17 protein-coding genes are annotated in these 17,363 nt (G+C 64.6%); 10 read left to right on the top strand and 7 right to left on the bottom strand.

All coding sequences use genetic code 11. The features are described from left to right. Window positions 1–32 precede the first annotated feature (32 nt). Window positions 33–752, top strand: a complete 720-nt coding sequence (locus TX79_RS04340; RefSeq protein ID WP_049925918.1) for an alpha/beta hydrolase family protein — start codon at window positions 33–35, stop codon at window positions 750–752. Window positions 753–818: 66 nt separating this feature from the next. On the opposite strand, the gene TX79_RS04345 is transcribed toward TX79_RS04340, so the two are convergent. Further along, window positions 819–1,046: a DUF7511 domain-containing protein gene (locus tag TX79_RS04345; RefSeq protein WP_049925919.1), complete on the bottom strand. Its 228-nt coding sequence runs from the start codon at window positions 1,044–1,046 to the stop codon at window positions 819–821. Between the two features lie 279 nt (window positions 1,047–1,325). On the opposite strand from TX79_RS04345, the gene TX79_RS04350 reads away from it, so the two are divergent. Then, the gene (locus tag TX79_RS04350; RefSeq protein WP_049925920.1) at window positions 1,326–2,105 is read left to right on the top strand and encodes a DUF7260 family protein; all 780 of its coding nucleotides are present in this window, start codon (window positions 1,326–1,328) and stop codon (window positions 2,103–2,105) included. Between the two features lie 480 nt (window positions 2,106–2,585). Next, window positions 2,586–3,341 (top strand): glycerophosphodiester phosphodiesterase, encoded by a 756-nt coding sequence (locus tag TX79_RS04355; protein WP_195892455.1) that lies wholly within the window; start codon window positions 2,586–2,588, stop codon window positions 3,339–3,341. Window positions 3,342–3,383: 42 nt separating this feature from the next. On the opposite strand, the gene TX79_RS04360 is transcribed toward TX79_RS04355, so the two are convergent. Together TX79_RS04360 and TX79_RS04365 are read right to left on the bottom strand one after the other, a co-directional pair. Continuing rightward, complete coding sequence (locus TX79_RS04360; protein ID WP_154660454.1) at window positions 3,384–4,673, bottom strand: hypothetical protein; 1,290 nt, start codon at window positions 4,671–4,673, stop codon at window positions 3,384–3,386. 129 nt (window positions 4,674–4,802) lie between these two features. Beyond that, window positions 4,803–5,963, bottom strand: a complete 1,161-nt coding sequence (locus TX79_RS04365; protein ID WP_049925923.1) for an ABC transporter ATP-binding protein — start codon at window positions 5,961–5,963, stop codon at window positions 4,803–4,805. A gap of 184 nt (window positions 5,964–6,147) precedes the next feature. Here TX79_RS04365 and TX79_RS04370 point away from each other — a divergent pair, with 184 nt between their 5' ends. The 3 genes from TX79_RS04370 to TX79_RS04380 are packed head-to-tail and all read left to right on the top strand — an operon-like array spanning window position 6,148 to window position 9,384. Continuing rightward, window positions 6,148–7,572 (top strand): extracellular solute-binding protein, encoded by a 1,425-nt coding sequence (locus TX79_RS04370; RefSeq protein ID WP_049925924.1) that lies wholly within the window; start codon window positions 6,148–6,150, stop codon window positions 7,570–7,572. Window positions 7,573–7,593: 21 nt separating this feature from the next. Further along, entirely contained in the window at window positions 7,594–8,496 is a 903-nt protein-coding gene (locus TX79_RS04375; protein ID WP_049925925.1) for a carbohydrate ABC transporter permease, read from the top strand. Window positions 8,497–8,508: 12 nt separating this feature from the next. After that, window positions 8,509–9,384, top strand: a complete 876-nt coding sequence (locus TX79_RS04380) for a carbohydrate ABC transporter permease (protein ID WP_081655589.1) — start codon at window positions 8,509–8,511, stop codon at window positions 9,382–9,384. Window positions 9,385–9,499: 115 nt separating this feature from the next. Here TX79_RS04380 and TX79_RS04385 read toward each other — a convergent pair whose 3' ends face one another. Next, on the bottom strand, window positions 9,500–10,057 hold the full coding sequence (locus TX79_RS04385) for a hypothetical protein (RefSeq protein ID WP_049925926.1): 558 nt from the start codon (window positions 10,055–10,057) through the stop codon (window positions 9,500–9,502). Window positions 10,058–10,299: 242 nt separating this feature from the next. Further along, the gene (locus TX79_RS04390; RefSeq protein WP_049925927.1) at window positions 10,300–10,578 is read right to left on the bottom strand and encodes a hypothetical protein; all 279 of its coding nucleotides are present in this window, start codon (window positions 10,576–10,578) and stop codon (window positions 10,300–10,302) included. Between the two features lie 293 nt (window positions 10,579–10,871). Between TX79_RS04390 and TX79_RS04395 the strand changes: the two genes are divergently transcribed. Next, window positions 10,872–11,855, top strand: coding sequence for a metallophosphoesterase family protein (locus tag TX79_RS04395; RefSeq protein WP_049925929.1), 984 nt, complete (start codon window positions 10,872–10,874; stop codon window positions 11,853–11,855). Between the two features lie 42 nt (window positions 11,856–11,897). Here TX79_RS04395 and ppk1 read toward each other — a convergent pair whose 3' ends face one another. Continuing rightward, window positions 11,898–14,327: a polyphosphate kinase 1 gene (gene ppk1 / locus TX79_RS04400; RefSeq protein ID WP_049925930.1), complete on the bottom strand. Its 2,430-nt coding sequence runs from the start codon at window positions 14,325–14,327 to the stop codon at window positions 11,898–11,900. A 13-nt stretch (window positions 14,328–14,340) separates the two neighbouring features. Continuing rightward, on the bottom strand, window positions 14,341–15,033 hold the full coding sequence (locus tag TX79_RS04405; protein WP_394324992.1) for a metallophosphoesterase family protein: 693 nt from the start codon (window positions 15,031–15,033) through the stop codon (window positions 14,341–14,343). A 766-nt stretch (window positions 15,034–15,799) separates the two neighbouring features. On the opposite strand from TX79_RS04405, the gene TX79_RS04410 reads away from it, so the two are divergent. From TX79_RS04410 to TX79_RS04420, 3 genes are all read left to right on the top strand, one after another. Continuing rightward, window positions 15,800–16,147 carry an ArsR/SmtB family transcription factor gene (locus TX79_RS04410; protein ID WP_049925931.1) on the top strand — a complete coding sequence of 116 codons (348 nt, stop codon included), beginning with the start codon at window positions 15,800–15,802 and terminating at the stop codon, window positions 16,145–16,147. Further along, window positions 16,144–16,455: a DUF7521 family protein gene (locus TX79_RS04415; protein WP_049925932.1), complete on the top strand. Its 312-nt coding sequence runs from the start codon at window positions 16,144–16,146 to the stop codon at window positions 16,453–16,455. Before TX79_RS04410 ends, TX79_RS04415 begins: the two co-directional genes overlap by 4 nt. Before the next feature lie 451 nt (window positions 16,456–16,906). Beyond that, the gene (locus TX79_RS04420; protein ID WP_049925933.1) at window positions 16,907–17,290 is read left to right on the top strand and encodes a universal stress protein; all 384 of its coding nucleotides are present in this window, start codon (window positions 16,907–16,909) and stop codon (window positions 17,288–17,290) included. The last annotated feature ends 73 nt before the right edge of the window (window positions 17,291–17,363 follow it).

Consider the following 17,363-nt stretch of genomic DNA (forward strand, 5'->3'; position numbering starts at 1 on the left):
ACCGATACGACTCGAGCGACGACTGGGTACCGATGACGGAGGTTCACCGGATTCCGGTCACGGACGACGAGGCGGTCGCCGCCGTCCACCATCCCGCCGACGGCGACGGCTGGTTCGTCCCCTGTCACGGCTTTCGAAGCGACAAATCCGGCAGCTACGAGCGTCGGTGCCGCCGCGCCGTCGAGGCGGGCTACGACGCGATCCGGTTCGACTTCCGGGGCTGTGGCGAGTCCGACGGCGCGTTCGCCGACTCGACGCTCGGCGCACGGCTGGCCGACCTCGAGGCCGTTCTCGAGTACGTCGATCCCTCGCGCTGCGTGTTGTTCGGCTCGAGTTTCGGCGCGAAGGTCGCCATGCACGCCGCAGCGACCGTCGCGGCCGATCGCGTCGAGGCGGTGATCGCCCGCGCGCCGGTCACGTACAACCGGGCGTTCGACGACTACCGCGACACCGTCGCCAGCGACGGCGAACTCACGTTCGAGGACGGCGAGCGGATCGACGAGCGGTTCTTCACGGACCTCGATCGACACCCGTTCACGGCGGTCGAGCGCGACCTCGACGTCCCCGTCGCGATCTTTCACGGCGACGCCGACGCCTCGGTGCCCGTCGCCGACAGCCGACGGGCCGCCGCTGCCCTCGAGACCGACGTGCTCCTGCAGACGTACGCCGGGGAAGGACACCTGTTCTCGAACGCCGCCGAACGTCATCTCCTCGCGGTCGCGTTCGCCTGGCTCGAGGGGATGGCAGTTTGAACCGTAGCTACTACTCGCAACAGTGGGTACGGATCGATCCCTCCCGAGACAGTCGCCCGAGAGCAGTCACCGAACCGCTGCCAGGTCGACGAACGCCGTCCGGTCGGCCGACAGCCAGGTAGTGATTCGCTCGGCGTCGGAGCACTCTCGGGGGGTGATCGTACACCGGTCCGGCTTGTTCTCGTATCGCACGACGATCAGCTCCAAGTCGACGTCGTCGTCCACCCGTTCGGTGGCCGCAGCCAGTCGTTGTCGAACGCCGTCGGAGTCGTACTCGCTCCCGGATCCTGTCATTGGGTGTCAAACGTCAGCGACGTTGTACTCGAGTCCAGACCCGAAATCAACAAAGCTGCTTCTAGTTGGTATCGTGATCGGTATTGATCGCTCCGGATCGATCCATACGTCCCGATACCGTCGCGTCGCCGTGAGCCGCCCTTCGAACGTCGGTGGACGCGCTACCTCCACGAGCCACGTCGGGGCATAGAGCACTATGGACCGCTCCCGTCGGCTACGTAGCCGGTGGCAGCGCTACTAGTTAGCGTTATATGAACGACGTAGCGAGTGTCACGTACTGTGACTGACGCTTCGCCGACGACGACGATCCTCGAGCCGGCGATCGCCGTCCTCGAGCGGGAACGAGAGGAGGTACTCGCCGAACGGCGGGCGTTCGATCGATTCGCCAGTCGAGTCGCGGACCTCGACGCCAGGCCCGCCAGTGCGACCGCCCAGTTCGCCGGACCGGGAGCCGTCACTCACGTCTCCTCGACGGGCAACGACTGTTCGGCCGTCCGGGAGGCTTTCGACGAGACGGTCATGAGCCTCTCGCACTATTCGGACCGGTACGACGAGACGTGGATCGAGAGTATCGCCGCGGAACTCAACCCGGACGTGGCCGCGGCACTGCAACGTCACGAGCGGCTCCATCCCCCGCTGAAACGGTCGCTCCAGTTGGCGGCCGAACAGGCCGTGACGAACCGAACGGAACTGCTCGACCTGCTCGAGACCGAACGCGACGCCCTCGCCGAGTACGAGTCGGAGCTGTCGGACGCCGAAGGCGAACTACAGTCGCTGCTCGACCAGCCGATCTCGAACCTCGAGTTCAACGCGTTACGGCTGACGAGAACCCGACTCGAGGAGTTAGGGGACCGGTGTGATCGCCTCGCAACGGAGCGACAGCGCCAGCTTCACGAGCGTCGGTGCCAGTTGTCCGTGATCGACGGCGACGTCTTCGAGGCGTACCTCTACGGGAACTACGAGCACTCCTACCCCGTCCTCGCGGCGATCACGCTACTCGCCGACCGGATCGAATCGAGTATCGCCGACGTCGACCGGTTGCTGGTGCGGAGCCACTAGGCGATCGGCCGGATCAGTCTCGACGACGAGGTGTCGAAGTATTCACCCCAATAGAGACAGGAAGAATAAGTGAGAATCATAGTTCGTTGGAGAGGTTTTCCCTTCCGAAGACGCCCTGTCCGTTTCGGGTGAAGTTCGCTCGTCCCGTTCGTTTCCAAACGTCCCCGAATACGGCCGGTACAGTAGGAATCACGCAGGTAATGGGTAATGATTGATGGGGTCGACATCGATCCACACGCAGAAACGAATCTTAGTAATAAATACCACTATGTATATCTATACATTATCAGTTCTGTTTGGTTATCCATCAGTAAGTATACTCTGGACAACACTATGTGGGAGAAGTCGAATACGTCCAGATAGCAAATGCGCGAACAGAACGGGCGCGGTACCCACCGGACGGACCGAACGAGGGGAATCGACTCGGCGTCGGATTCGCGGACCCGGTCGGTCGATCGGCTCTCACGACGGTCGACGCTGATGCACCTATCCGCTGCCGTCGGCCTCAGCACCGGATTCAGCGGCTGTCTCGGACGAACGGTCGCCAGGGAAACGGAACTGCCGATCCAGGCCCATCGCTGCTTCGGCAGCGTCTATCCCGAGAACACCGTTCGCGCGGCGGTTCTCGCGGCCGAAGTGGCCGATCAGATCGAGTTCGACGTCCGACGCTGTGGCTCGGGCGAAATCGTCGTCTTCCACGACGAGCGGGTCGATAGACTGACCGACGAAACCGGCCCCGTCTCGGAGTTCGACGCCCAGGAACTACGGAGGCTACACGTCGCCGACAGCGACGAGCGGATTCCACTGCTCTCCGAGATGCTCGAGGCGATCCCCGGGGAGTGTACGGCCAATATCGAACTCAAGGAACCCGGCCTCGCGGCCGATGCGATTCGGAAGGGGCGGGCCGCCGATCCGGATATCGTGATCTCCTCGCTCGAGCCCGACCTGCTCCGGGAAGCCGAGAACGCTCCCGGGCGGGACGACGTCGAGACCGCGCTCGTCGGCGTCGGCACGGTCGGCGACAGCTACGCCGAGGGGATCGCGACGGCGGCCGCGATCGGCTGTGATCGGGTCCACCTGTCGGCCGAACTCGTCGCGAACACCGACGCGGTATCGCTCGCCCACCGTGAGGGGCTGTGGGTCAACAGCGCGACGCTCCGAACCTCGCGGGGGGTGGATCGAATGCGACAGACGCCGGTCGACGGTCTGAGCGGCGATCGACCCGACATCTTCTGACCACGGAGGTGAGCGGCCTCGAGCGCGGCGACGTCGAACCGCTCACGCCCGGTCCAGATCGAGCGTCCAGGAGCCGGCTTTCGCCCAGCCGTCCTGCTGACGGATCCGGAGCCGGTTGATGGTCGCGTCCTCGCTTCGTATCGTGTCGACCTCGGTCCAGGAGCGACCGTGGGATCGCGAGACGAACCCGGAGACGGTGTCCTCCGTGATCGACCAGCCGAACTTGATCCAGCCCCTCCGGCGCTCGATCCCGGTCTCGTGCCACTCGGTGCCGTCGTACCAGCAGTAGCGGTCCCCGTCAGCGGTCGCCGCCTCGTTGCGCCCGATGGCGAACTCGTCGTTCGTATTAGTGACGACGCCGAGGGAGATCTCCGCGCTGGCGCTGCCGCTGTCGAAGAACCAGACGTCGATCCAGCCGACCTTCCGCTCGCCGCTGCCGCGGGTCAGTTCCATCGTCTCGACGCCCGAGGTGTCGAGTACGATCGCGCCGTTGCCGCCGATCGAGCCGTCGGAGGCGTCCCACCGGCTGAACGAGGCGTTGCGGTGGACCCCGTACCGCTCCGTGCCGCGGTAGATGGTGCCGAGCCCGCCGCGGTCGACGAGGTACCAGACGCCCCGCTCCTGATCGTAGACGAGTTGCTCGAGGACGTCGCCGTCCGCGAACTCGTAGGCCCACTCGACGTCGTGGGCGACGAGTTCGTGGCCGTCGGCGAGGCGATCGGCGTACGGGAGTCTGGATTTGACGATCCAGGCGTGGGTGGTCGTGTACAGCCAGCTGTCGTGCCAGGCCATCGTCTGGGGATTCGTCCAGAGGCCGTTTCGAAGTTCGCGGTCGACGTTTCCGGCCGTCGTGCCGTCCTCGAGCGTGTCCTCGAGGTCGACGAGCCAGGCCCTGTCGCCGCGCCACTCGTTGAACAGGAGTTTCCGGGTGCCGTCGGTCGTCGGCACGATCGTTCGCCAGGTGCCGGTCACCGGGTCCGCCTGGTCGAACTCGTCGACGAGTTCCAACTCCTCCCAGTCGACGACGTACGTTTTCATCGTCGAGGAGTCGGACACCCAGAGGTTCCCGTCGACCCAGGCCATGGTGTTGGTGTGGTCGATCCGCAGGTCGTCGAACGTGAACTCGCGTCCGGTGGGCGTTCCGTCGGTTTCGTACTCCCGGATCGTCGCCGGCCCGTCGCGCTCGCCGGTGTAGAGGTTGCCGTCGTGGTACGCGAGGCCTTCCGGCGTGTAGTCGCCGTCGATCTCGACGAGCGGTTCGAAGTCGATACCGAGACCGTCGGGACCGATCCGAACGGTCGACCTCGCGTCGTCGGTGGGGGGTGCGTGCATCGATGTGGACTCCGATCGCCGTTCGGTGGGTTCGGCGTTCGCGTCCGTGAAACAGCCGGCGAGAGCCGCTCCCAGAACGGCGGTACTGCCGCGAAGAACGCGTCGTCTCGTCGCAGGTCGGTCCGTCATCTATGGTTGCGGTCGAACGGGGTCGCTCGAGGCCGTCTCCGGCTCCGACGCGGCGGGATCCGAGTGGTAGAGCGCCTCACCGGTCTCCGGATCGTAGAGGTGGATGCGCTCCCGGTCGACGGTCAGCGACACGCGGTCGTCCGGTTCGATCGACCGCCGCGGGTCGGTCAGGAACCGGAGTTGCTGCGAACCCGTGGTTCCGTAAACGAGCAGCGAGTCGCCGAGCGACTCGTGCATCGTGACCGTAACCTCGAGCGGGGCGTCCGCTCCCGGGTCGTCGTCCGCGAGCGAGAGGTCCTCGGGTCGGATTCCGACGTCGACCGGTCTCGAGTCCGCCGGCGACGGGGGCTCCGGATCGCCCGGGAGGTCGATCTCGTCGTCGTCGACGAGCAGGCGGCTGCGCCCGCCGGCGGTCGAGAGCGACGCCCGGAACACGTTCATGCGCGGGCTTCCGATGAACTCCGCGACGAACCGGTTCTCCGGGTAGTCGTAGACCTGCTGGGGATCGTCGATCTGCTGGATGCGACCGTCGTTGAGAACGGCGATCCGGTCGCCGAGCGTCATCGCTTCCGTCTGATCGTGGGTGACGTAGACGGTGGTGACCCCCAGTTCGCGGTGGAGGTCGAGCAACTCGGTCCGCATCTGATCCCGGAGTTTCGCGTCGAGGTTCGACAGCGGTTCGTCGAGCAGGAACACCTCCGGATCCCGGAGGAGCGCCCGCCCCATCGCGACGCGTTGCTTCTCGCCCCCGGAGAGTTCCGCCGGTTTGCGATCGAGGAGGTCCGCGATGCCCAGCATCTCCGCGACCTCCCGCACGCGGGCGTCGAGTTCCTCGCCCTCGAGGTCGGAACCGCTCGAGCCGAGGCCGAAGGTCATGTTGCGGCGCGCGGTCATGTGTGGATACAGCGCGTAGTTCTGAAACACCATCGCGACGTCCCGGTCCGCCGGGTCGAGGTCGGTGACGTCCTCGTCGTCGAGGACGACCGATCCCGCCGTGGCCGACTCCAGTCCGGCGATCGTCCGCAACAGCGTGCTCTTCCCGCAACCGCTCGGGCCGACCAGGACGACGAACTCGCCGTTCTCGACGTCCAGCTCGACGCCGTCGATGGCCGTTACGTCGTCGAACCGCTTCGTCACGTTCCGCAGTGAGATGCTACTCATGGTGGATCGAGCCTCGGAATGCTGGCGAAATCACAGTTGAGGGGAGGCCAACGCAGATGGATAAAATTTTCGTACGGTTTGGGATGTGTTTTTCATTGGCATACGGATCAGACACGACGAACTAGTACCGACATTGAAAAATCATATAAAGATACTACAGAGCCTGATCGAAATCCGCACTCGCATGTCTCGCAAGGGTACGCGACGCCGGTTTCTGACCGCGGGTGCAGCGACGGTCGGCGTGGCGATCGCAGGCTGTACGAGCAGCGACGACAACGGAGGCGGAAACGGCAACGGTGGTGGTACCGGTGCCGGCGGTACCGAGGTCGATCCGGAGGTAGAAGCGGCCGGCGATTACGAGGTCGACGAGGAGGTCGAAATCGACTTCCTCTACTCGATCGGCGGGGAGAAAGGCGAAGTCGTCCAGGGCATGGTCGAGGACTTCAACCAGCTGAGCGATACGATCACGGTCAACGCGGTTCACGAGGGGGGCTACGGCGACGTCTGGAACGCCACCCTGCAGGGAATCCGTGCCGACGATCCGCCGTCGATCGCCCACCTGAACGCCGTACACACCCTCGAGGCGTGGGGGACCGGCGCGACGGTGCCGGTCGAACGCGTCCTCGGCGACCGGTTCGACGCGAACGACTTCATCGACGCCGCCGGGGACTACTACGTCATCGACGGCGAACTGCAAGGGTTGCCGTTCGCGATGTCGACCGTCGTCGCCCACTACAACGTCGACGCGTTCGAGGAGGCGGGACTCGAGACGGATCCCGAATCGGTGCCGATGGAGACGTTCGACCAGTACCGGGAGACCGCCCAGGCGCTCATGGAGAGCGACGCCACGCCTCACGGGGCGACGTGGCCGAACCACACCTGGTTCTACGAGTCGTGGTTCGCCAACCAGGGCCAGGACTTCGTGAACAACGACAACGGGCGGGCAGCGCCCGCGACCGAGTCCCACCTCGACAGCGACGCGAGCCACCGGCTGTTCGATTGGATGACGACGATGTACGAGAACGACGAGTACCTCCACGCGGAGGGGTGGGGTGACGCCCGCCAGGGGTTCATCAACGAGGAAGCGGCGATCCTCATCGACTCGTCGTCGAACATCGCCGAGATGAGTTCCGGGGCGGCCGAGGCCGGCTTCGAATCGCGCGTGGGCACCGTTCCGGGTTACGACGACTGGAACGGGCTGGTCATCGGCGGCGGCTCCCTGTTCGTCCCGACCGGCGTCGAGGGGACGGAACTCGAGGCGACGGCCGAGTTCCTCCTGTGGATGGCCGAACCCGAACAGCAGGCGCACTTCCACTCGAACACGGGCTACTACCCGACGAGTCACGAGGCGGTCTCGATCCTCGAGGACGACGGCTTCTACGAGGAGAACCCCGGCTTCCATCGCGCCTACCTACAACTCGACCAGTCCGAGGAGAGCACGGCGACGGCGGGGGCGCTCATGATGAACCACGGCGAGGTGCGCGACGAAGTGACCGACGGCGTAACGCGGATGCTCCAGGGCGATCCCGTCGACGAGGCCCTCGAGCAGACGAAAGCCGACGTCGACGAGATCATCGCGGCGGCGGCCGAGGACGACCCGCGGGCCTGATTCGGGCGGAGAGTCACACCAATGTCCGAAACCGATTCTCGGCTGCGAATCTTCGATAGTACCTGGCAAGCGCTGCTGTTGCTGTTGCCGACGCTGTCGTTCCTGCTGGCCTTCCTCTACTGGCCGTTCGCGGAGACGATCTGGCTGAGCCTCCACGAGACGACGCTCATCGGCGAGGAGGTCTGGGTCGGCCTGGAACACTACGTCGACCTGGCGACCTCCGCGGACTACCGCTGGAGCGTGTTCGTCACGGTCGCGTTCGCGGCGCTGACGGTGTCGATCTCGATGCTGATCGCGCTGGTGATCTCGTTTCTCATCTACGAGGTCGACCGCTGGAGCGGTGCCTATCTCGTCGCCGCGATCTGGCCGTACGCGCTCCCGCTGTCGGTCGCGGCGGTGATCCTCGAGTTGATCGTCCACCCCGAACTCGGCATCGTGACCTACGCGATCCAGGAGACGCTCGGCCTCGAGTTCAACTGGTACCTCGACGGCCGACTCGCCTTCCTCGTGATCACGCTCGCCGCCATCTGGCAGGGGCTTGGCTACAGCATCATCTTCATCACCGCCGCGCTGGGACAGCTCCCGTACACCATCACCGAAGCCGCGGAACTGGACGGCGTGAGCAAGTTCGACCGCCTGTTCCGGATCTACGTGCCGCTCATCTCGCCGACGCTCGTGTTCCTGCTCGTCGTTCGGAGCGTGAGCGGCTTCTTCGGCGGGTTCGCGCTCGTCGACCTGATGACCGACGGCGGCCCCGGCGACGCGACGAACATCCTGATCTACAACCTCTACATCGACGCCTTCGAGTACAGCGAGTTCGGCTACGCCGCGGCACAGTCCGTGATCCTGTTCGGCTTCGTCGCCATCCTGATGGTGATCCAGCTGCGCGTCTCCGAGAAGTACGCCTACTACGGAGGTGCCTGAACCGTGTCGACGATTGGCGGCCGGTTCCGGACGCGCCTTCGGAACGCCCTGGAGCGGGGCAGATCCGTCGGCGTCGACCTCGAGCAGTTCGGCATCCACGCCGTGCTGGTGGGGATCATCGTCGTGTTGACGATCCCGATCGGGCTGGCGTTTCTCTTCAGCACCCAGACCGCCGTCGAGGTCTACGAGATCCTGCACCTCGCGCCCGGCGGATCGCTGCTCGAGAACTACCTGACCGTCTGGACCGAGTACAACTTCGGCACGTACATGCGGAACTCGCTGGTCATGACGGTCGTGATCATCGCGGGGAAGCTGTCGTTCTCGTTGCTCGCGGCGACGGCGCTCGTCTACTACGACGTCCCGTATCAGCGGTACGTCTTCTACGTCATCCTGTTCACGCTGATGCTTCCGATCCCGGTTCGGATCGTGCCGCTCTACCAGCTGCTCGTCGACGTCGGCTGGGCGAACACCTTCGCCGGGTTGACCGCGCCGTACATCGCGAGCGCGACGGCGGTCTTCCTGTTCCGACAGCGGTTCAGGTCGATCCCGGCGTCGGTCGTCGAGACGGCGAAACTGGACGGCGTCGGCCCGATCCGCTTCCTGGTGTACGTCCTCGTCCCGATGTCGAAGGGGATGATCGCCGGGGTCACCGTCATCATGTTCATCAGCATGTGGAACAAGTACCTCTGGCCGCTCGTCGTGATCAACGACCAGGGGAGCCAGGTCGTCCAGGTCGGCCTCCGATACATCCAGGGGGCCGCCGCCGGCGGCCTGACGCAGTGGAACCTCGTGATGGCCGGCGCGATGATGGCGTTGCTGCCGCCGCTTGTCGTCCTGATCGTCTTCCGGAACACTCTCCTCAATACGTTCGGCGTCCAGCGGGAGTAACGCCCCCCTGACCGCCTGCTATCGCTCTTCGATCTACCGACTGGTTCTTAGCAGACATCGTTCGGTTCCGGACCGACTTTCACGGGAACCGCCGCCACGGCCGACCCCGGACCGCTTACGCCCGCGACGGGGACCCACTGTCGACGCTCGAGACCAGCGGGTAGAACGTACCGAGGAGGAAGCCGTAGACGAGAAGCCCGAGCAGCAGCAGTTGGTCGACGTACGGGAACGGGAGCGTACCGATGCGGAGGGCGTCGAACCAGAGCGGCATTACGACGGCGACGGTGACGATCCAGAGCACCCCGCCGTAACAGGCCCCGATCAGGGCACCTGTTCGTGGGTCGGCCGTGAGGTTCCGGTACGGGTTCCACGGCCCCTCGACGGCGATTCCGTACAGGAGGGCGAAGCCGACGCTGTGGAGCAGGTGGACGATCCAGCCGTCGATCGCTCTCGTCGCCCCGTACAGTTCGGCGAACGTCGGCATGAAGACGGCCGTCGGAAGCATCGCCCCGAACACCACGCCCGCGATGACGCCCGACGTCGACGCCGAGAGGAGGTCGTCGACGGCCGGCAAGCCGAAGCCGACGTGCTCGAGTCGCGATCGTTCGGCGTCCTCGTCCCGCGGCGTCGATACGCCGGACTCACGCCCGAAGAGACGCTCTCTCAGTCCCATACGACGTGTGGGACGTTCCGACGACTAATAGTTTCGCACTCGAGCGGTACTTCAGGGAAACTGATACGATACGGAGGCGAACGGACGGGGGGTGCCGCCTACAGTTACAAACATACGGGTGTAAACGGTTGGGGGCACTACATATCGCTATTGAGGCCGCCGTGCGGAACCGAGAGTGGCGTTCGTCGGACCGAATCGCACGCGAAAAACGACGACGGCGACCGCACCGCTGGAGGTCGGAGCTATTCAGTTTCTCGGAGCGTCTGTTGCTCGAGGAGTACGCTTCCGATGGCCTGCTTCGGATGCGCGGCGAGCAGGTGGGAGAAAACCGTGTCCCGGGCCTCGTGGGTGAATCCACAGAGCGGGCAAGCGTATTCGTCCGGTTCGCCGTCATCCGTTTCCTCCTCGAGGGGATGGTGTAGCCTCCCGGTTTCGTCGGACGCTCGGCCGTTTCCCGAGGCCTCTTCGTTCGTCTCGACGTCCGCTCCCGTCGCCGGAACCGATGCGGAATCAGGTGCCATTCGAGTACGACCTCACCGACGCGATACAAGAGGATTACTAGGAGCGGTCCCGGGCGTCGGTGATCGCTACGTAGCAGTACTGACCGATCTACACGGCGGTGGGCGTGTAGATAGCCGTGGCGGCCGCGAACCGCCGCTACGTTGGGATCGGTAGCGACAATATAAACGGTATTTAGGTCCAGGATCGTGAAGCCGTCTATGCGCCACCGAACCGACCGAAACGGCGTGCTTCGTCGGACGATCCTCGAGTTCGCTCGCGATCGCGGTCACTGCGCAGGCGGGGGGACGACCGCATGACGGGGCCGCCGAGCGACCTTGGTGACGTCGGTGAACGCGTCCTCCTGGCGCGACTGGAAGAACCGCGCGCCGCGACGACGACCCGGCTCGCCGTCGTCGGCGACCCGCACGTCGCAACCCGTTCCGAGGGCACGTATCGCGTCTTTCACCGGACCGAACAACGGTTACGGACCGCTATCGCTGACGTCAACGAACGCGACGTCGACCTCGTGTTGTTCCCCGGCGACCTCACGAAGGACGGCGAACCCTGGAACTACGACCGGGTCGACGTCCTGCTCGAGGAACTCGAGCAGCCCTACGTCGCTACGCCGGGGAACCACGACCTCCAGAAGACCCACGACGAGCACCGGTGTCCGTCCACGACGGCGTTCGCGGATCGATACGCACCGGAACCGTTCCCGTTTCACCGATCGATCGGCGACGTCGACCTCTTCGTCCTGAACAGCGCCGCAGGGCCGGAGGGACCGTACGCCGACACACACCGCGGTAGCGTCTCGGAACGGCAACTCGCGTGGCTCGACGAGCGACTCGAAGAAGCGGAGACGGCCATCGTCGCCTGCCACCACAACCCGATGCCGATCGTCAGCGACCCTCTGTGTCGAATGGAGCCCTGGAACGTGTTCACGCTACAGAATCGAGAGCGGGTCCACGCCGTGCTGGCAGACCACGACGTCTCACTGGTCGTGTCGGGACACCACCACCTCCCGGCCGTGGTACAGCGATCCGGCCTCACCCAGCTCATCGCGCCGGCGGCGTCCCTCTATCCACAGGCCTACTGCCTGCTCGAGATCGACGAGCGCGGAACGAACGTCTGGCTGGTCTCGCACGCGACCGCGTCGGGCAGGGAAGAGGCGTACCAACTGGCCGCCGAGGGGCCGGCCTACCAGCGAACGCTGCTCGGACTCGTCGAGGACGCGCTCTGTGACTTGCCGCTGTACTACGAACCACCACGGATCCGCGGCACGCCGTTGACGGACTGACCGAGTACGTCGGTCGACCCAACGCGTATCGACGCCACCGGTTCAGTGCCAGTGCCACGTGCCCTCGCGGGCCGCCTCCATAAACGTCCGGTGGGCGTCGACGGCCGAGTCCGCCCCGTCCTCGAGGCCACGGGCGCGCTCGTATTGGCCGTCGGATCGCATGATCCAGCGGTTTTCGGTATCGGCGAGCAGCGTCTCGAGAACGTCGTCGAGTTTCCCCTGGAGTCGGGGGTCGTCGATGGGGGTGACGGCCTCGACGCGGTTGTCGAGGTTTCGGGACATCCAGTCCGCGGAACCAATGTAGTAGCGCTCGTCGCCGCCCGCGCGGAAGTAGAAGATCCGGGAGTGCTCGAGGAACCGACCGACGATGCTGTGGACGTCGATCCGGTCGCTGATCCCCTCGATGTTCGGGCGGAGGCGACAGATGTCCCGGACGACGAGGTCGATGTCGACGCCGGCCATCGACGCCTCGTAGAGCTCCCGGACCAGTTCGGGATCCTCGAGCCGGTTCATCTTGGCGATAATCCGGGCGTCCTCCCCGTTTCGAGCCCGTCGGACCTCCGCACGGATCAGCTCGACGAGCCGCTGGCGCATGTTCCCCGGAGCGATCAGAAGTCGGCGGTACTCGCGGTGCATCGAGTGGCCGGTGAAGTAGTTGAACAGCCTGACGAGGTCCTGCCCGACGTCACGGTCGGCGGTGAGCAGGCCGAGGTCCTCGTATCGCTTCGCGGTTTCGGAGTGGTAGTTTCCGGTACCGACGTGGGAGTAGAGGCGAACGCCGTCGTCTTCCCGGCGGACGACCAGCGAGGTCTTCGTGTGGGTCTTGTAACCGATCGTGCCGTACGCGACGTGGATCCCCTCCTCCTCGAGTTTCTTGGCCCACTCGAGGTTGTTCTTCTCGTCGAAGCGCGCCTTGAGTTCGACCATGACGGCGACCTGCTTGCCGTTCCGGGCGGCCTCGAGCAGGCTCTCGATGACCTGCGAGTCGCTCGCGGTCCGGTAGATCGCGGCCTTGATCGCCAGCACGTCCGGATCGTTCGCGGCCTCCTCCAGGAAACGCTGGACGGTCCCCTCGAAGGAGTGATACGGGTGGTGGACCAGGACGTCCCGTTCGCGAATCACCTCGAAGACGCTACGGCCATCGTCGGGACCACCGAGTCGCGGGTGCGGCTGGGGCGTCCACTCGGGTAACCGCAGGTCGTCCCGATCGAGGTCGGTCAACTCGCTGAAATCCCGGTAATCGAGCGGGCCGTCGAGGTGGAACACCTCCCGATCGTCGAGGTCGAGTTCCCGCGTGAGGATCTCGAGGATCGTCTCGTGGGCGTCGCGTTCGATCTCGAGTCGCACCGCGGTCGCGAACCGCCGCTCCTCGATGACCTCCTCGATCATCTCGATCAGGTCCTCGGCGACGTCCTCGTTGCGCCGGACTTCGGCGTTGCGAGTCACGCGGAACAGGGCGGTATCGACGATTTCGACGTCGGGAAACAGCAGATCGAGGTTCGCCCGGGCGACGTCCTCGAGGGGGACGAATCGGGTCTCCCCCTCGTCGCCGACCGGGACGAACCGGACCTGGTTCCGCGGGATCTTCACGCGCGAGAACGTGAGGTCGGCGTCGGGTCGTTCCCTGGTGAGAACGGCCAGCGAGAGGCTCTGGTTCGAGATGAACGGGAACGGATGGGCCGGATCGAACGTCAGCGGGGTCAGCGTGGGCAACACCGAACTCTCGAAGTACTCCCGGAGCCTGCGTTTCTCGGCCGCCGAGAGGGCTTCGTAGTCGTGGACGTGGATGCCCGCGTCCGCCAGCGCGGGACGAATCTCCTCGCGATAACACCGGCTCTGTCGCTCGAACAGGCCGCGGGCCTCCTCGAGTACTGCCTCCCACTGTTCAGTCGGCGTTCGCCCGTCGGGAGTCTCCTCCGTGACGCCGGCGGCGATCTGTTGTTTCAGCCCGCCGACGCGCTTGCGAAAGAACTCGTCGAGGTTCGTCGTGAAGATGGCGAGGAACTTCACGCGCTCGAGCAGCGGCTTCGACTCGTCGAGCGCCTCGTGGAGGACCCGTCGCTGGAACGCCAGTTCGCTGAGTTCGCGGTTGAGATAGTACTGCGGGTCCGAGAGGTCGACGTCGTCGGGATCGAGGGTCCCGGCCGGGTCCGAATTCGCGTCCGCGTCGCTCGACTCTCCGTCGTCGGAATCCACGTCCAGGGAGTCTCCGCTCTCCGCAGCGGCCGTCTCGTCACCGATCGTGGCGGCGTGATCGCCCGAGTCGGCGTAGCTAGACGAGAACGCGAACTCCGTCCCGTCCTCCGCCGTCGGCGAGTCGTCCCCGTCCGTACCGGCGGTTTCCCCGGCGCTCGGTTCGCGTGATTCCGACTCCGCGTCGGAACCTCGTGTGGGATCCGCTTCGGGACTCGTTTCGTCGTCGGGACCCTCGTCAAGTTCCGACGTAGGTCCGTTCGTGTGATCGTCACCCATCCTCTCACCTCAGCTACCGTTTCTCGACGTCGACGAACTTCGCGTCCGGCCGGTTCTGATAGCCATCTGCGGAGACGCTCACGAACCGCTCGCGGCGCAGGTCGTACGCTGTCAGCGCACCCCCGTAGACGCAGCCGGTGTCGAGTCCGATCACCCACTCCCGTTCGAGGGGTTCCTCGAGGACGGTATGGCCGAAAAACACCCGCGGTGGCCCCTCGTACGCATCGAACCAGAACGGCCCGTCGTAACCGTCCCCGTCGGGCGAGCGCATCGTCAGCACGTCGCCATCCGAGTGCGTCCCGAGCGGGCGGGACGGATCGACGCCGCCGTGGACGACGAGCCCGTCCTCCCAGGCGATGGCGGTCGGTAACGACGTCAGGAACTCACGGTCGGCCTCGTCCAGCTCCGGAAGCGATGCCTCTCCATCGAGCAGTTTCTGTTCGTTGTTCCCGCGAACGGACAGCAACTGCGGGGACGTTCGGATGCGCTCGAGGACCGCGGCGCTCTCCGGACCCTTCCGCACCAGGTCCCCGACGAACACGGCGAGGTCGTCCTCGCCCAGTTCGAGCGTCGATAGTAAGGTATCAAGTGCCTCGTAACAGCCGTGGACGTCGCCGACGACGTAGACGTCCTCGTAGCGCTCGAGGTCGATCACGCGCCGGGAAAACGACGGCCCCTCGTTCGTCCGGGAAGCGGTGTGTATCACGCGTATCCGAGACGAGGAGCACGGCGTGATAATTCCTTTATATGTTCTCAACGTACCGATACGTACTGGTACGTAGGAAACGATGGAGAGTCGACCAAATCGAACCGAACCCGTGAGAGGGACAGCAGTCCGTCACCTGGCTCACTACCGGACGCTTTTTCTGCCAACCACGTATCTGAATAGTAATAAAAGGTACTAAGTGGCAGATATCATACTACTATATCGACGGACAGTGCTTCGCGGATCGAGGTTCGAGGGTAGTGGCAACTAATTAGCCACAGACACCCATCAAACGATCGAATGTCCGCGCTTTTGGTCCTACCCCCGATAGGGAACTCCGGGAAGTAAACCCGTATACCCCACAACACGATTTACGCGTTTCAGTGCGGAAGAGACGTTTATTACGCCCTTTCTCTGCCACACCGGTTACCGATCCCTCTCTGGGGCTAACCGATCGAGTACGCAGAGTACAACCATCATTTCTATTTTGGATATTGTATTTCATTCTGATGGTTATTGTATCTGGCCCAGTGCATCTACTCGAGCGATAGCGTTCCTATCGGAACGCCGAACGAGTAGCTGGCATCCTCGAGCGAGTTCGAATCCGAAACGTGGCCATCGCGAACCTGTTAGCACCCCATCACTACTGGCCACGGCTGGGCCGACATCCGAAGACAGCGCACCGAACTCGGGGACAGAGCGGGTATTTTCTCGGTCAGAAAAACCGGATCGCTTTTCATACCGATGCCGGAACGATGAGGTACAAGTGAGTGAGGATATCGACCTGTCGACGGTCCTCTCGGTCCTCGACGACGAGTACGCCCGTGAGATCCTCACCCATACGAGCGTCGAACCCATGTCTGCCAGTACCCTGAGTGAACGATGTGACGCATCCCTGCCGACGATCTACCGCCGACTCGATCGGCTCGAGGAGTGTCGACTCGTAACCGAAGAGACGGAACTCGCCCCCGACGGGAACCACTACAGCGTCTACAGCGCCAATCTCGAGAAACTCGAGTTGACGCTCGAGGACGGTGGGTTCGATCTCGAACTCACCTACCACGAGGAGGACGTCGCCGACAAGTTCACGCGCATGTGGGAGGGATTGCGATGAGCCAGGACGTCGTTCGCGTCGACGAGGCCACCCTGTTCGAACTGCTGACCGTCGCGAGCCTCTTTCTCGTCGCCCTGTTCGGGACGGTCATCGCCTACCAGGCCTTCAGGGGGTACCGGCGGAACGACGCGACGTCGATGTTCTACCTCGCCGTCGGGCTGCTGTTGTTGACCCTGTTTCCGTTTCTCATCAACGTCGTCGTCAACACGGTCACCGACACCGATCGGATCGTCACTGTCTTCCTCGAGAACGTGAGTCGGCTCGCGGGACTGCTAGCGATTACGTACTCGCTGTACGGACGTCACTAATACTGGCAGACGCGACGGATTCTACGGGACGCTCGTCACCGGGCAGGAACAGTCTCTCGTCGGATACTGGCAACGAGCAGACTGACTACCAGCACGAACCGGCGTACACGCCGGGCCGAAGCGAAAATGGAACGGGGTGTTGGGGAACCGTTCCTGGGGTGGGGTGGGGCGGAATCGGCCGACGTGTCATCTCCCAGACGAGAGCGATGGGGCGAGAGAGGGCGGGCGTCAGCCGATCCGGGTGATCGGGCAGAGGGGGGACCATTCAGGTGGGTTAGATCGGACCTTTTCTCGTCCCCCACGTACGGCTACCGGGGGAGACGTATTAGTGGTGGGCGGGCGTTTTCTGGGTCGGAAAATCCACCCCGACGACGGGCCAGGAATGCAATATCGCCCGGTAACAGCCGTCCGTTTCGGGCGGTTTCTTCATTCCCAGCGCCGAAGGTCGCGTATGCACTACCTCGCCGGCACCGACTCCGTTCACACGACGGCGTCGATCTGTGACTACCTCGAGGATCGGGCGACGGCCGACGACACCGTCACGGTCATCGCGACGGTCCCGCCCGACGAGTCGAACGCCCGCCGCGACGGACGGGAAGCCCTGAACGTCGCGCCGATCAGGCTCCAGGCCGTGGGCGAGGTCGAGACCGACCTCCGGGACGGCGATCCTGCGACCGTGTTACTCGAGGCCGCGGCCGAGTTGGACGTCGACGAACTCGTCGTCGGCGTCCACGGCGGTGCCCCGGATGCCGGCCCCGGAGTTGGAACGACTACGGCGACCGTTCTCGGCGAGGCCGAGCGGCCGGTCGTCGTCGTTCCCCACCCCGAACGGTGACGGTCCCTCGTGCGATTCACTGCAAATCAGCTTCGGCGCACCCACCGCCCGGGTCGTGGGTGCACCAGTATCG

It is taken from the genome of Halopiger goleimassiliensis (assembly GCF_000455345.1).
GTDB classification, from domain to species: Archaea; Halobacteriota; Halobacteria; order Halobacteriales; family Natrialbaceae; genus Halopiger_A; species Halopiger_A goleimassiliensis.

What these genes read in the sequence shown, in the direction of transcription:
- TX79_RS04420 (WP_049925933.1), top strand. Translation starts at nt 16,907, where the DNA reads ATGCACTACCTCGCCGGCACCGACTCCGTTCACACGACGGCGTCGATC.
- TX79_RS04390 (WP_049925927.1), bottom strand. Translation starts at nt 10,578, where the DNA reads ATGGCACCTGATTCCGCATCGGTTCCGGCGACGGGAGCGGACGTCGAG.
- TX79_RS04370 (WP_049925924.1), top strand. Translation starts at nt 6,148, where the DNA reads ATGTCTCGCAAGGGTACGCGACGCCGGTTTCTGACCGCGGGTGCAGCG.
- TX79_RS04375 (WP_049925925.1), top strand. Translation starts at nt 7,594, where the DNA reads ATGTCCGAAACCGATTCTCGGCTGCGAATCTTCGATAGTACCTGGCAA.
- TX79_RS04365 (WP_049925923.1), bottom strand. Translation starts at nt 5,963, where the DNA reads ATGAGTAGCATCTCACTGCGGAACGTGACGAAGCGGTTCGACGACGTA.
- ppk1 (WP_049925930.1), bottom strand. Translation starts at nt 14,327, where the DNA reads ATGGGTGACGATCACACGAACGGACCTACGTCGGAACTTGACGAGGGT.
- TX79_RS04340 (WP_049925918.1), top strand. Translation starts at nt 33, where the DNA reads ATGACGGAGGTTCACCGGATTCCGGTCACGGACGACGAGGCGGTCGCC.
- TX79_RS04415 (WP_049925932.1), top strand. Translation starts at nt 16,144, where the DNA reads ATGAGCCAGGACGTCGTTCGCGTCGACGAGGCCACCCTGTTCGAACTG.
- TX79_RS04395 (WP_049925929.1), top strand. Translation starts at nt 10,872, where the DNA reads ATGACGGGGCCGCCGAGCGACCTTGGTGACGTCGGTGAACGCGTCCTC.
- TX79_RS04360 (WP_154660454.1), bottom strand. Translation starts at nt 4,673, where the DNA reads ATGCACGCACCCCCCACCGACGACGCGAGGTCGACCGTTCGGATCGGT.
- TX79_RS04355 (WP_195892455.1), top strand. Translation starts at nt 2,586, where the DNA reads ATGCACCTATCCGCTGCCGTCGGCCTCAGCACCGGATTCAGCGGCTGT.
- TX79_RS04385 (WP_049925926.1), bottom strand. Translation starts at nt 10,057, where the DNA reads ATGGGACTGAGAGAGCGTCTCTTCGGGCGTGAGTCCGGCGTATCGACG.
- TX79_RS04345 (WP_049925919.1), bottom strand. Translation starts at nt 1,046, where the DNA reads ATGACAGGATCCGGGAGCGAGTACGACTCCGACGGCGTTCGACAACGA.